This is a genomic window from Paraburkholderia phymatum (assembly GCF_040965635.1).
GTDB lineage: Bacteria > Pseudomonadota > Gammaproteobacteria > Burkholderiales > Burkholderiaceae > Paraburkholderia > Paraburkholderia phymatum_B.
The window spans coordinates 86025-99491 of record NZ_JBFRCH010000016.1 but is presented as its reverse complement, the minus strand read 5'-3'; the positions used below and the strand labels follow the sequence as shown (position 1 = coordinate 99491).

Annotated in this window: 14 protein-coding genes; 6 read left to right on the top strand and 8 right to left on the bottom strand. The window is 62.1% G+C overall.

The genetic code is table 11. The features are described 5' to 3' along the window. Positions 1-10: 10 nt before the first annotated feature. The gene (locus tag AB4Y32_RS24550; protein ID WP_368723833.1) at positions 11-778 is read right to left on the bottom strand and encodes an SDR family oxidoreductase; all 768 of its coding nucleotides are present in this window, start codon (positions 776-778) and stop codon (positions 11-13) included. Between the two features lie 326 nt (positions 779-1104). On the opposite strand from AB4Y32_RS24550, the gene AB4Y32_RS24545 reads away from it, so the two are divergent. The 4 genes from AB4Y32_RS24545 (at position 1105) to AB4Y32_RS24530 (ending at position 4560) form a co-directional block, all read left to right on the top strand. Then, the gene (locus AB4Y32_RS24545; RefSeq protein WP_368723832.1) at positions 1105-1419 is read left to right on the top strand and encodes a hypothetical protein; all 315 of its coding nucleotides are present in this window, start codon (positions 1105-1107) and stop codon (positions 1417-1419) included. Between the two features lie 9 nt (positions 1420-1428). Continuing rightward, positions 1429-2409 carry an MFS transporter gene (locus tag AB4Y32_RS24540; protein WP_368723831.1) on the top strand — a complete coding sequence of 327 codons (981 nt, stop codon included), beginning with the start codon at positions 1429-1431 and terminating at the stop codon, positions 2407-2409. A 60-nt stretch (positions 2410-2469) separates the two neighbouring features. Then, positions 2470-3642 (top strand): thiolase family protein, encoded by a 1173-nt coding sequence (locus AB4Y32_RS24535; protein WP_368723830.1) that lies wholly within the window; start codon positions 2470-2472, stop codon positions 3640-3642. A 216-nt stretch (positions 3643-3858) separates the two neighbouring features. Then, positions 3859-4560 (top strand): nitroreductase, encoded by a 702-nt coding sequence (locus AB4Y32_RS24530; RefSeq protein WP_368723829.1) that lies wholly within the window; start codon positions 3859-3861, stop codon positions 4558-4560. A gap of 116 nt (positions 4561-4676) precedes the next feature. On the opposite strand, the gene AB4Y32_RS24525 is transcribed toward AB4Y32_RS24530, so the two are convergent. Continuing rightward, positions 4677-5807, bottom strand: coding sequence for a porin (locus AB4Y32_RS24525; protein ID WP_368723828.1), 1131 nt, complete (start codon positions 5805-5807; stop codon positions 4677-4679). A gap of 33 nt (positions 5808-5840) precedes the next feature. On the opposite strand from AB4Y32_RS24525, the gene AB4Y32_RS24520 reads away from it, so the two are divergent. After that, a complete protein-coding gene (locus AB4Y32_RS24520) occupies positions 5841-6017 on the top strand; it encodes a hypothetical protein (RefSeq protein ID WP_368723827.1) in 177 nt (58 codons plus the stop codon). Between the two features lie 256 nt (positions 6018-6273). Next, positions 6274-6825: a 4-hydroxylaminobenzoate lyase gene (locus AB4Y32_RS24515; protein WP_368723826.1), complete on the top strand. Its 552-nt coding sequence runs from the start codon at positions 6274-6276 to the stop codon at positions 6823-6825. Positions 6826-6900: 75 nt separating this feature from the next. Here the strand turns inward: AB4Y32_RS24515 and AB4Y32_RS24510 are convergent, their stop codons facing one another. The 6 genes from AB4Y32_RS24510 to AB4Y32_RS24485 all read right to left on the bottom strand — a co-directional run bounded on the left by AB4Y32_RS24510 (position 6901) and on the right by AB4Y32_RS24485 (position 13423). Then, positions 6901-8262: an MFS transporter gene (locus AB4Y32_RS24510; RefSeq protein WP_368723825.1), complete on the bottom strand. Its 1362-nt coding sequence runs from the start codon at positions 8260-8262 to the stop codon at positions 6901-6903. A gap of 355 nt (positions 8263-8617) precedes the next feature. After that, complete coding sequence (locus AB4Y32_RS24505; protein ID WP_368723824.1) at positions 8618-9592, bottom strand: LysR substrate-binding domain-containing protein; 975 nt, start codon at positions 9590-9592, stop codon at positions 8618-8620. A 3-nt stretch (positions 9593-9595) separates the two neighbouring features. After that, on the bottom strand, positions 9596-10378 hold the full coding sequence (locus AB4Y32_RS24500; protein WP_368723823.1) for a gamma-glutamyl-gamma-aminobutyrate hydrolase family protein: 783 nt from the start codon (positions 10376-10378) through the stop codon (positions 9596-9598). Then, a complete protein-coding gene (locus AB4Y32_RS24495) occupies positions 10375-11631 on the bottom strand; it encodes an NAD(P)/FAD-dependent oxidoreductase (RefSeq protein WP_368723822.1) in 1257 nt (418 codons plus the stop codon). The genes AB4Y32_RS24500 and AB4Y32_RS24495 overlap by 4 nt, the downstream gene beginning before the upstream one ends. 4 nt (positions 11632-11635) lie before the next feature. After that, entirely contained in the window at positions 11636-11959 is a 324-nt protein-coding gene (locus AB4Y32_RS24490) for a 2Fe-2S iron-sulfur cluster-binding protein (protein ID WP_368723821.1), read from the bottom strand. 27 nt (positions 11960-11986) lie between these two features. Next, entirely contained in the window at positions 11987-13423 is a 1437-nt protein-coding gene (locus AB4Y32_RS24485) for a glutamine synthetase family protein (protein ID WP_368723820.1), read from the bottom strand. Positions 13424-13467 lie beyond the last annotated feature (44 nt).

Here is a 13467-nt window from a genome sequence, read left to right as displayed (position 1 = left end):
GCATCCTCCGTCAAACGCTCGGCGACGACAGCGACCGGCCGCCGCATACATAGAGCGTCTGCCCCGTGATGTACGAGGCTTCCCGTTGCGCGAAGAACAGCACTGCTTGCGCGATGTCGTCCGGTGTGCCGATGCGCTGCACGGGCACGGACTTCTTGAGCCGCTCCTGAAGATCGGCATCGAACGTGCGAAAGAGCGGCGTATCGACGATTCCCGGCGCAACCGCGTTCACGGTGATGCCCGCACTGGCCCATTCGAGCGCGAGGCTGCGCGTGAGGCTCACCACGCCACCCTTTGCCGCCGAGTAGTTCGACTGTCCGACGCCGCCCAGCCAGGCGCGCGACGAGATGTTGACGATGCGTCCACAGCGCGCGGGAATCATATGCGCGAGCACCGCGCGGCAGCACAGGAACTGCGACTTCAGATTCACGTCGATGACGGCATCCCAGTCGTCATCGCTCATCTTCGTGATGCGCTTGTCGCGCACGATGCCCGCATTGTTCACCAGCACGTCGATCCGGCCGAAACGCTCGATCACGGCGTCCACCGCCTGGTTCACGGATGCACCATTGGTGACATCGACGGGCAACCCGATCACCTCCGCGCCGGAAGCGGCCAGCGTGCTTGCCGCGTGATCTAGCGCTGCGCGGTCGAGATCGAAAAGCGCAACGCGCCGGCCATCGCGGGCCAGCGCCGCCGCAATGCCAAGGCCTATGCCCTTCGCGCCGCCCGTGACGATGGCGACCTCCGTGGCGTGGTTGTGAGCTGAAGCAGTCATGTGATGTCTCCGTGAATTGGAAAGCCTGTGCATCTCATGCTAGGGCGCTTCACCACGCACGCTCAAACGACATTTTTCGCCGCTTCGATTGACTTTGCGTCAATCGAAAATGCTTCGCTGCGGACGTTCGCGGCCCGCGGCTTCGCTACAAAAAATGTCAATCGAGAGCGCAAAAAATGTCGTTTGCGCGGCACCGTTCGCAAAACTTACGATCGGTTCATGTGCCGGGCCGGATCACCGATCTGCACTGCTAAAGCGCAGAGCCAGGCACTCACTGCATGCGTCGCATAGCCGGCGCGTTCGTCACAAAGAGACACGGAGACAACATGGATACCACTCTTCCGGGCGTTGCCGAGGCAGCGGCGACACCGCTCACGCGTGCCCAGCGCAAGGCCATCGTAGCGGCGACGCTCGGCACGATCGTCGAGTTCACCGACTGGCTCATTTATGCAACCTTCGCGCCCCTCTTCTCCCGACACTTCTTTCCGGCGCACAACGATCGTGTCTCGCTGCTGTCCGCGTTTGCCGTGTTCGCGGTGGGTTTCGTGATGCGGCCGGTCGGCGGCGCGCTGCTCGGCGCATTCGCCGACCGGCGCGGCCGCAAGAACGGTCTCACGTTGTCGGTAGCGCTGATGGCCTGAAGCTCACTCGTGATCGCGCTATGTCCCGGCTACGAATCCATCGGCATGGCGGCGCCACTCGTGCTCGTTGTCGCGCGGCTCATCCAGGGATTCGCGGCGGGCGGCGAGTTCGGCTCCGCATCGACGTTTCTGATCGAATCGTCTGCTCCGTCGCGGCGTGGCTTCGCGGGCTCGTGGCAGCATTTCGCTGTCAACGCGGGCGTGCTCGTCGCCGCGTCGATCGGCTCCCTCCTGACGTCGATGATCGACCCCGTCGGCATGGCGAGCTGGGGCTGGCGAATCGCGTTCGCGATCGCCGGGATGCTGGGATTCGTCGCGCTGTGGGTTCGGCTCGCCGTCGCCGAAACCGACGCATTCAAGAGAACCACGCAAGCTCATCGACGCGAGCGCAATCCCATTCTCGTGATCGTCGGCGAACACCGCCGCGCGGCGCTGCGCGTGATCGGCATAGCGATGGCCGGCAATCTCTGCAACTATCTCTGGCTCGTGCTGTTCCCGACGCTCGCCCACCTGCGCACCGGGCTGCCTCTGCATGAAGCGTTCAGCGCAAGCGTGATTTCGATTGTGGTTTCGCTCGTCGCGATTCCGTTTATCGGCATGTTGTCGGATCGCATCGGCCGCAAGCCCGTATTGCTCGCTTTCGCGGGCGGCTCCGCGCTGTTCGCATGGCCAGCCCTTCACTTTTTGACCCATGACTTCTGGAGCGCGACGGTGATCGCGACGATCGGCATGCTGCTTTCGTCGGGCTTCGCCGCAACCTGCGCTTCCGTGATGGCCGAGCAGTTCCCCGTACAGGTGCGCGCTACGGGCGTGGCGCTGCCTTACGCCGTATCGGCAGCGCTGTTTGGCGGCACGCTGCCCTATATCGTGACCGCGATGTCGAATTCCCGTCTTTCGCAATACCTGTGGGTCTACGTGGCGGTCGTATGCGCGATCGGCTTCGTCGTCTACGCGCGCATGCCGGAGACGCGCGGAAAGACTCTCGATTGAGCGCGACGTGCGGGACACCGTCATCGCAAGACATTCAGATGTTGATCATTGGAGGCAGCAATGCGCAAGGTAGTAATTGGTGGCGTCGGCATGACGCCCTTTGGCAAGTTTCTCGAACGCAATCTCAAGTCGCTCGCTGAGGAAGCGGTGTCGCTCGCACTGAAGGATGCGGGCGTCGCCGTGAATGACGTCGAGCGCGTGTTTTTCGGCAACGCGGCGGCAGGCGTCGTGACGGGACAGGAGATGATTCGCGCTCAATCGTCGTTGCGCAATACGGGGCTCGACGGCAAGCCGATGTATAACGTCGAGAACGCATGCGCGTCCGGCAGTTCGGCGCTGAATCTCGCGTGGCTCTCGGTTGCGTCGGGGCAATGCGAAACGGCGCTCGTCGTCGGCGTCGAGAAACTCACGCACGAGGACAAGGCGGTCTCGTTCGGGGCGTTCGCGAAGGCCGTCGATCTCGAAGAGCCGCTGCCCGAAGGCATGACGACGGGCACAGGTTCGCTCTTTATGGATCTCTATGCCGCAAAAGCGCGCAAATGGATGGATGAGACGGGCGCCGATGCAAGCGACTTCGCTCGCGTGGTCGTCAAGAGCCGCCACGCGGGATCGTTGAACCCGCACGCACAGTTCCGCAACGAAACGAGCGTTGAAGAAGTGCTGGCGAGCCGGATGGTCAGCGACCCGCTGACACTGTTCATGTGCTCGTCGATCGGCGACGGCGGCGCAGCCGTGTTCATCTGCTCGGAGCGCTATGCAGCAACGCGTGACATCCGGCCTGTGTTCATTCGCGCGAGCTCCATCGTATCCGCGAAGGCCGACGGGTCGGGCGAACTCGTCGCGGTCCGCGCGGCGAATGCCGCTTACGAAGAAGCGGGCATCGGTCCATCGGATGTGCATGTCGTCGAATTGCACGATGCGTCCGCGCCCGCTGAACTCATCCATTACGAAAACCTTCGCCTGTGCGCGCCCGGCGATGCGCTAGCGCTGATCCGCTCCGGCGATACGGGTATCGGCGGCCGCGTGTCGGTCAATCCCAGCGGAGGTCTGCTGTCGCGTGGTCATCCCGTAGGCGCGACGGGCGTTGCGCAGATCGTCGAGCTCACACAGCAGTTGCGCGGCACAGCCGGCGCGCGGCAACGCCCCGGCGCGAAGGTGGCGCTTGCCGAAAACAACGGCGGTCAACTGGCCGGCGATTCCGCTGTGGCACTCGTCACGATTCTGTCCACCTGAACGCGAAGGCTCGCACGCACGAGTGAGCCGTAAGCTGGCTCCCGTGCGTTCTTTGCGGTGAGATGCTCGATCTACGGGCGGCTGCCGTCGAGCAGTTCGGCCACATCGCGTTACGTCCGCCCCTGCCGAGTTCATTTCCGTCTTGCACAGATTTCACCGCGATCGATGCATTCGATATGTCATCATCGCTTTGAACCTGGCAAGCACGATCTACTCATGGAACTTGACCGCCACTCTCATCCGAAAGCATCCATCGTCGATGCAGTGATCAAATCGCGTCGCGCCGTCAGATGCTTCAGGCCGGATGCCATCTCACGTCACGTTATCGAACAGATTCTCGATGTCGCACGATCCGCGCCGAGTAACTCGAATACACAGCCCTGGCGGGTCTATGTATTGGCGGGAGAAGACAAGTTGTCGCTTGGCGATGCATTGAGGCGAGCCCAAATCGAAGATCGCCATCCGCCATTGCGGCACTTGCCCGACCCGTTGCCCGAAGCCATGCGAACGAGGCAGGAAGCGTTTGGTGCGACGTATTACGGCGCGCTAGGGATTTCGAAGACGGACATCCAGGAGCGTGCTCGTGCAACGGCAAGGAACTTCGATTTTTTCGGCGCACCCGTCGGTCTGATATTCGCCGCCGATTCTTCTCTCAGCAAGTACAGCTGGCTCGACTGCGGCATCTTTATTCAAACCGTGATGATTGCAGCGGGCGCCGTCGGTTTGAATACGTGTCCGCAGGTCTCATTCGCGCGCTATCAGGACATCGTATCGGCGCACCTGGGATTTCCTGCGGGCTTCGACGTTGTCTGCGGCATGAGTCTTGGGTTCGCGGACGAGAATTCGGCGCTAAATAGTCTCGATATGGCGCGTGAGCCTGTTCAAGGCTTTTCCAGTTTCCTCGGATTCGATTCCTGACCGGTCGAATACGGCAGACCGGCACGGCGGGTCACGGAGTGCCCCGTCGTCAACCGCCGCGATACGTCGAGTCGATGGTATCCGACGTATCGCGGCGTTCTGCACGTCGCGCCAGATCAGAAGGAATGCCGCACGCCCACGATCGCGCCGAGTTGCCCCACGCCCGCCGCGGGCGTCGTGCCACCGCCGCCCGCGCTGACGGAATAGCGAGCGTGCGCGCTATTCCACAGGTACGCGACATTGCCATAGACGGCAGTCCGCTTCGACAGGAAGTAAGTCGCGCGCAAACTCGCCATGGTTGCACGCGCATCCTGCTGCTGGACGATGACGCGATACGCTTCTCCATCGACTGCGAACGTCGGCGTCACATAGTACTGCGCGCCGACGTAGAACAGATTGGAGCGGACGTCGCCTCCGCTTCCGCCCGACTCCACTCGACGGCCCAGCCATCCCCCGCCGATCTTCACGCCCGCCACGTTCACATAGCCGTTCGCCTGAAGGCGCGCATCCTTGTCACCGCTGGATCTAATCGGAAAAGGGGCGGCCCCGTCGAAAAAGTTCGCGGCCGCATTCGTGCCGCCGCGCTGTTCGTCGTAGGCGGTGGCAACGCCGAAATACGTGCCGTCGTACTTGAGCATCGCGCTCCATTCGCGGCACTGGTTCGAATCGCCGGGCACCTGCCCCGCACAGGTGCCTTGCCCCGGCGAATTGCCCGTGCCCGCGCTATCGCGTCCAAAGGACCACGATGCGCCGATCGTCATGCCGTAGAACTTGCCTTTATAGACGACCGTGTTGTCGCTTCGTGCATTCGGCACGAAAGCATCCAGTGACCCGATGCCGTAGATGTCCGGTCCGAGAATATCGGAGTCCGCCATCGCCCAATACGTCATCGTGTACTGGCGTCCGAAAGTCAGTGCGCCCCACGGCCCCTCGAGCCCGACCCACGCCTGTCGTCCAAACAGGCGGCCGCCCTGCCCGGAATCGCCGCCGCGAGGATTGAACCCGCTTTCGAGCACGAAGGTCGCCTTGAGTCCGCCGCCAAGATCTTCCGCGCCTCGCATGCCCCAACGGGAAGGCACTTCGCCCGTGATGCCCGGCATCCGGATGACATGATCCCCGGCCGCATTGGCGTGGGAAACGTACTCGATGCCCGTGTCCATGACGCCATACAGCGTGACACTGCCTTGTGCAAAAGCCGAAGTGCTGAACAACCCCGCTGCCACTGCCGCAATCGTGCCGTGTTTCATGAAGTCTCCTTAGATCGCCATTGGTTAGTTCGGATGCCAAATCTGGTCATTGATACAAGCATCGCGGCGAGCTTAGGGTTGGACAATAAAAGCAACAACGGGGAAAACCTTGAGGCGGCGACGGCATTCAAAGCGGCGAAGAAATTGCGCAAGAATCTTGCTGCTCGGGTTTGCGTGTTGAAGGCGGCAATCTTTTCGACGATCGAATGAGGGAAGAGAAATTCGCTAGAAGCGAGTCAATTTCCGGTTCGAAGATCGGCTGAAAATAGCCGGTGAAATGTATTCAATCCGATATTGAACGAAGCGATAAAACAGGTTTCATTCCCGGCGTGCAAGACCGGCATCCGCGATATGAATCGCGTGCATTCTGCTGTTGAAATGAATTCGCTTCTCTAGCCGGAATCGCTATGGCATCTTGACATTGCCGTAAAAGCGATCAGGACAATTCGATTCAAGGAGAACGTGAATGTCTCAATCCGATGTCACCAGCACCAAAGATCAACTCGTCGCGCGCTGCCTGCCTTTTCTGAAAGAGGTCAAGGACATGACGACAGGTACTGACGTCGAGCAGTGGCTGAACTCGAAATACGGCGTCGACAGCGAACTATACAAGGATCTTTCCAGGCTCATTGCCCAAGGCGTGGAAGAAGGCTGGGCCGCCGACGTCGAAATTGCCGGGCCGGGATATCGGCGCGCGCGGCTCGTTGCGCCCTGCGCGGAGACGTTCTACTTCAGCATCACAGCCGTGCTGATGGACAGTTCCGGCAACACGCAAAAGAATCCCGAAGGCAGCTTCCGTGGTGACTATCACGCTCACCCGTACGGGGAATTCAATCTGGTCGTGCCGCTCGACGAAGGGGCCGCGCTCGCGGGACCGAATGGCTGGTGCCACGGCGGCTGGACGGCGCCCGCGCCGGGCAGCCATCATTTTCCGGAGGCCAAGGGCGGCGCGGTAATTGCGCTCTTCTTCCTGCCGGCGGGTCGCATCGCTTACGACATCGCGCCGCCCATGCATTGAGACGCAATGGCGGCATGCGAACAGGCATCGACAAAGCGAGCCTCGTCGGAGGCTCGCTTTTTAGTGCGCGATTTTCTAGTGCACGAGCGATTCGCCGTCGGGCACTTCGGACGCTACGGTGCTGATGCTCGTCGCCTGTTTGATCAGCAGCGCCACGCACGACACTGCACCTGAGATCGCCACGACAGTGAAGATGCCTGGCAGGCTGACCTGCTGCTTCGACAGTTCAGCGACGAGAAACGAACCCGCAATCCCGCCGAATCGTCCCACCCCCAGCATCCACGCGACACCCGTTCCGCGTCCCGCCGTTGGATAGAACGCTGCCGCGAGAGCGGGCATCGACGCCTGCGCCGTATTCACCAGCACGCCGGCAACGAACACCGCGCATACCAGCAAGCCGATATTGCCGATCGCCTGGCCAATCGCGTACACACTGATCGCACCCAACGCATACGCCGCGGCGACCACACGATTCGGATTGAAGCGATCCATCAGCATCCCGCACAACACCGTGCCGGCGCCGCCTAGCGGAAACAGCGCGGAAACCATCGCGGCGCGCTGCGAACTCATTCCCGCTTCCTTGAGGAGGACGGGCATCCAGTTGACGAGTCCATAGAAGATGACGAGACCCATGAAGTAGCAAAGCCACAGCATCACGGAGCCGACGATGAACGAACGCGAAAGCACGATGCGTATGCCGCCGCTCCCATGCGCGTGCTTCACGCTTTCCTGCAAGATGAACGCCTGCGCGGAACCGGCGCGTGCGCTGATCCGAACCAGTACCTTGCGAATCCGCTGGACGGCGTGCCCTTTGGCCACCATGTAACGGACCGACTCGGGCAACATGAACACGAGCATCACCGTCAGCAGCAAGGGCACCGTTCCGCCGAACAGCAGAACGCTGCGCCAGCCGAACTGCGGAATCATCCATGCCGCGAGAAATCCGCCGAACGCGGCGCCCAATGGAAATCCGCAGAACATCAGATTGACGATGGTCGCGCGTCGGGCGTCCGGGCAGAACTCGCTCATCAACGTGACGGCGTTAGGCATCGCCGCGCCCAGGCCGACGCCTGTGATAAAGCGCAGCGCAGTCAGTTCCGTCAAGTCCCTCGCATACGCCGAACCCAAACACGAAACACCGAATAGCAGCACAGCCGATATCAATACGAGTCGCCGCCCCATTCGGTCCGACAGCGGACCCGAGAGCAGCGCGCCGCAAGCAAGTCCAAAGAGTGCTGCACTCAGCACGGGCGCAAGCGCCGCTTTGCCGATATGCCATTCCGACAGTAACGAAGGCGCGATAAAACCGATTGCCGCCGTATCGAAGCCGTCCATCAGCACGATGACGAAGCACATCGCAAACACCAGCCACTGAAAGCGGGAGAATGGGTGCTCATTGATGAGCGCCTGTACATCGACGGTCCTTGTCTCTTCCATTGCATCCTCATCGAAAGGAGTTGAATTGTCGGCGCGGCCGATGCAAGCCCGGTCCCTGCCCCGCCCGCCTATGTCGAAAGCGATTCGTTCGCGCCGTTCGCAATGAACGCCGCTACGCGCAACAACGCGATTTACAGCGAGCGCCAAGCTTAGGATCGCCAACTCGTCCCAACAACCCGGGCGATTACGAAAGCGCGGCGCACGATGAAATGAGAAATATCGAAGCGTTCTCGCGATGCAACCGCATTGAATAGAAAACGCGCGCATTTCTCGCCGATTCGGCGACGTTCGCGCGTGTCAGCGCACAAGCTGCCGCGCAGTGAATTGTTTGCATATCGATCTTGAACGGACCGAATCAACCGCTGCGGACCTGGCGCGCGACATCGGCAAGTTGATGCCTCAGCCATTGCAGCGCGGGATCGATGTCGTTGCGCTCATGCCAGACGGCGCACACGGTGACGTTGGGGCAATCGTAGGGCGTCGCGCACATCTTCAGTTCGCCATGGCGCGCCAGTTCGCGGCCCAATGACGACGGCACCAATGCGAGCATGTCGCTATGACGAAGCAATGCCGGAATCGCAAGCGAATGCGCGACGGACATGCGCATCCGCGGCGCTCCGACGGCGTTTGCAAAGGCGCGGTTGAACGCTTCGCGATTGAACATTTCAGATTGCCGTGCCAGTCCTCGCTCGACGATAAAGCCGCCCACGGCACCCTCCTCCTCGCCGCCCTGTGAAATCGCAACGAGCGGATACGACAGCAGATCGTCGCGCGTGATCGGCCGGTCCGCGATCGGATGGTCGCGATGAAGCAGAACGACGTCCGTCTGCTCCCAGAGCTTCGTCGAGCGAAAGCGTGACGGGACATCGGCGAATATGCCGACCGCGATATCGATCTTGCCGACATCGATCTGTCCCGCGAGATCGAGCCGTGTCGACGGCCGCACGACCAGGTCCACCAGCGGCGCATCGGCGTGCAGGCGTTGACTGAGCCTTCCCAGCACGAGCGACGTGATGTAGTCGTTCGCGGCCACCACGAACTTGCGCCGCGCCACACTCGCGTCGAACGCATCCACGCCCAGCGCGGCCCTGATTTGCGCAAGCGCCCCGCGCACCTGCACCGCCATGCCGATTGCGCGCACGGTCGGCTCCATGCCCCTTCCCGTGCGCACGAACAGGTCATCGCCGAGCGCGTCGCGCATTCGGGCCAACGCATGGCTGATCGCGGACTGACTGAGGTTCAGACGCTTGCCCGCGAGCGCGAGATTGCGGTCTTCGAATATCGCGTCGAACACGCGCAACAGGTTGAGGTCGATGCGCTCTGCTGACATGATCTAACTCTCGTGACGAACGGCTGCGTATGACGCGGCGTAACGGCGGCAGCTTGCGCCGAATGCTTCGAAGAGCGCGCGTGATAGCGCATCGCTTTCCATCATCGCTTCCGGATGCCACTGCACACCCAGCGCGAAGTCGTGGCCGTTCAAGCGATACGCCTCGATCAGCCCGTCGGGGGCGCGCGCCTCGACGCTCAGCGAAGGCGCGAGCGCCGCCACGCCCTGACGATGCAGCGAATTCACGCGTACGCATTGCCCTCCCGCGAGCGCAGACAACGCACCCTTCGCGACGAGTTCGACGTCGTGCCGGTATCGGTAGCGAATGTGAAGGTCTTCATCGAGGTCTTCGAGATGGTCTGCCGAGTGCCCCGACGCATGGATGTCGGCGAGCAACGTGCCGCCAAAGGCCACGTTCATTTCCTGGAAGCCTCTGCATATCGCGAGAAAAGGCATGCCGCGCGCGGCTGCGCCGCGCATCAGTTCCAGCGCGACGTGATCGCGGTCGGGATCGACGAGCCTGTCGGCATCGACAGGCCCGCCGTAGCGCCTCGCCTCGACATTCGACGCGCCGCCCGGAAACAGCAAACCGCTCACGCCGTCGAGATACCCTTCGATCGAATCGATGTCTTGAGAAGCGGGGATCAGAACGGGGCTCACGCGCGAGCCTGCCATCAACGCGCGGACATAGCTGTGCTTCGCGCTATGCAGATCGTGCTCGCCGACGAAAAAGCGGTCGCACACGACGCCCACCAGCGGCCGGCTCAGATTGGCGTCGTGCATCATGCCGCTCCTTGCGCGATGCGTGGTTCGCCGCTTGCAAGGGTCTTCAGATCGAATTGCGGATCGCCGGCCTGCGTCAGTGAGATCTGCGCGCCGTTTGCGAGCAGCTTGCGAGCCAGCATATGATCCTGCGGCCGGTTGATGCTATCGACTGCGATGAGTGCTTCGCCGCGAAAATAAAAGAGCGAGAATCGATTGTCTTCGACAGAGCCGCGCATGGCGAAGTCCGTGAAGCCTGCGTTCACGCCCGCCATTTGCAGCTTCAGATCGTATTGATCCGACCAGAACCACGGCAGCGCGCGATACGGCTCGGCGCGGCCGACGACGCAAGCGGCTGCCGTTCTGGCCATATCGTTTGCGTTCTGCACCGACTCGATGCGGCACGCCGGCGAACCGGCGGGAGCCCAGTGAGGCACGAACGACACGCAATCGCCTGCGGCCACGATCGCCGGGTCGTTGGTGCACGCATACGCATCCACGACGATGCCGCCCGCGACCTTCAGTCCGCATTCCGCCGCAAGCTCCGTGTTCGGGATCACGCCGATGCCCACGACAACGAGATCGCAAAGCAGACGCGTTCCATCGTCGAGTTCGACGGAAACCACATCGTAGGTGTCGTGCAGCTTGACCACCTTGCGTCCGAAGACGAACGAGACGCCATGCGCGGCGTGCGCGCGCTGCACGAAGTCGGACATCCTCGGCGACGCGACTCGCGCGAGCAGACGCGGCTCCGTCTCGACAACAGTGACTTCCAGCCCGCGCTGACGCAACGACGCCGCCGCCTCGAGCCCGATGTAGCCGCCGCCGATCACGACGGCACGTCGTGCCGTACGCGCGGACCCGGCGAGCCGCCTTGCATCGCGCAGATCGCGAAGATAGTGAACGGCATCGTGCGAAGCGCCCGGGCAATCGAGCTTGCGCACGCGCGCGCCCGTCGCCAGCGCGAGATGATCGTACGCGATGCGCGTGCCGTCGTTCAATTCGACTGCTTTTCTCTCGCGATCAATGCGCGTCGCGCGCGTCGACGGCCTCCATTGAATGTGCTCTTCTTCGAAGAACGCCTGCGAACGCAGCGGAAGACGCTCCTCCGCGAAGCTGCCCGTGAGAAAGCCCTTCGACAGCGGCGGGCGTTGATACGGCGCGTCGGGCTCATCGCCGAGCAGCACGATATCGCCGTCGAATCCGAGTTCCCGCGCAGACGCCGCGAGCTGCACGCCCGCATACGACGCGCCGACGATGGCCAGCGTACGTTTCATGATGTCAACCCTGCTTCGGCGGAATCTGCACGACGAGACCGTGCATCGCGGGCATGACGACAAGCTGGCAACTCAGCCGGCTCTCGGGACGACGTTCGGCGGCCACGCCATCGAGCAATTCCAGCTCGGAGTCGTCGGCCGATGGAATCTCCGCAGTGGACGACGCATCGACATAAACATGGCACGTCGCGCACGACAGGCAACCGCCGCACTCGGCGTCGATGCCACGGACGTTGTTGTGTATCGCGGCTTCCATCACGCTGGTGCCGGCGGGCACATCGATTTCTCTGCGCTCACCGTCGCGCAGGATGTAGGTGACGATAGGCATGACTTCTCTCCTTCGATGGAAACACCATCAGAACGTTTCGAAATACTCCCGGTGTTCCCACTCGGTGACTTCCAGGTTGAAGCGGTCGATCTCCGCTTCCTTGAGCTTGCAGAAGTAGTCGATAAACGCGCTGCCGAAGCCTTCGCGCAGACATTCGTCGGTGCGCAGCGCGGCGATTGCGTCGCCGAGCGTGCGAGGCAGTGCATCGGCTTGCGTTTCGTACGGCGTGTCGGCCGATGGAGGAAGCGCGAGCTTGCGCCGCAGACCGTCGAGTCCCGACAGCACCTGCGAGCCGAAATACAGATACGGATTTGCCGTCGGTTCGCCGATGCGGTTCTCGATGCGCGTCGCCGGGTCGTCCGCGCCACCCAGCACGCGCAGCATCACGCCGCGGTTGTCGCGTCCCCAGTTCGCGCGGTCCGGCGCGTTCGAGTACGGCCGGTAGCGCCGGTAGCCGTTGATAGTCGGCGTCGACAAGGCAGTCGCGCCCTGCGCATGAGCAAGCAGGCCCGCGAGATAGTGCTGGCCGCTTTCCGAAAGCGGCGCGGCGTCGTCGGCGGGCATGAACGCATTCTTTCCGTCGGCCACGCGCACGAGCGATTGATGCAGATGCCACCCGCTTGACACCACATTCGGAATTCGCGGACGACACATGAAAGTCGCGTGATAGCCGTTGCGCTGGCAGATCTGCTTGACGGCGCTGCGGAACAGAATCATGTCGTCGGCGCTGCGAACACCCTTCGTCGGCGCGAACGTAAACTCGAACTGGCTCGGCCCGTATTCGACTTCGAGCGAGCGCACGGGCAACCCGAGCCCTTCGACTCCACGTCGCAGCATCTCCATCACTTCGTCGACGGCGTCGTAGCGCAGTTCCGTCAAATATTGATAGCCGTGCGACAGCAGTTCGATGTCGGGCGGCACGCCGGGTTGTCCCGCGTGCTCGGGCTTCATGTTCGGACTGGCGACCTTGAAGACGTGAAACTCGACTTCGAGTCCGGAGCAGAACTCGAAGCCATGATTGCCGAGTTGCGCCAGCGCGCGACGAAACAGATGCCGCGTGCCGAACGGCACCGGCCTGCCATTGTTGAAGTAGACATCGCACAGTACCCAGCCGGTATGCGGCGCCCATGGCAATACGCGGAAGGTTTCGGGGTCCGCGATCATCATCGTGTCGCAGGCCCCTTGCATTTCGGGCATGTCGAAGCCGCCGCCCATCGTGTACACAGGAAATACGGTGCGATGCGACGTATCTTTGGCAAGCAGTGTGGTAGTGAGCGTGACGCCGCTCTTGAACGCCTTGATCGCTTCATCGACGACGAGCGTCTTGCCACGCAGCAGTCCATGCTGATCGGGAAACGAAAAACGAACGATCTGAACGTCGCGCTTTTTGAGGCGTTCCAGCAACTCGGCGTAGGCAGCATGCTGGTCGCCCGTCCACAAGCCGTGGGTTTCTACAAAGGACATGTCGATTCGCGCGGCGCCCAGGCGCCCGCGCGCTCCATTCTGGT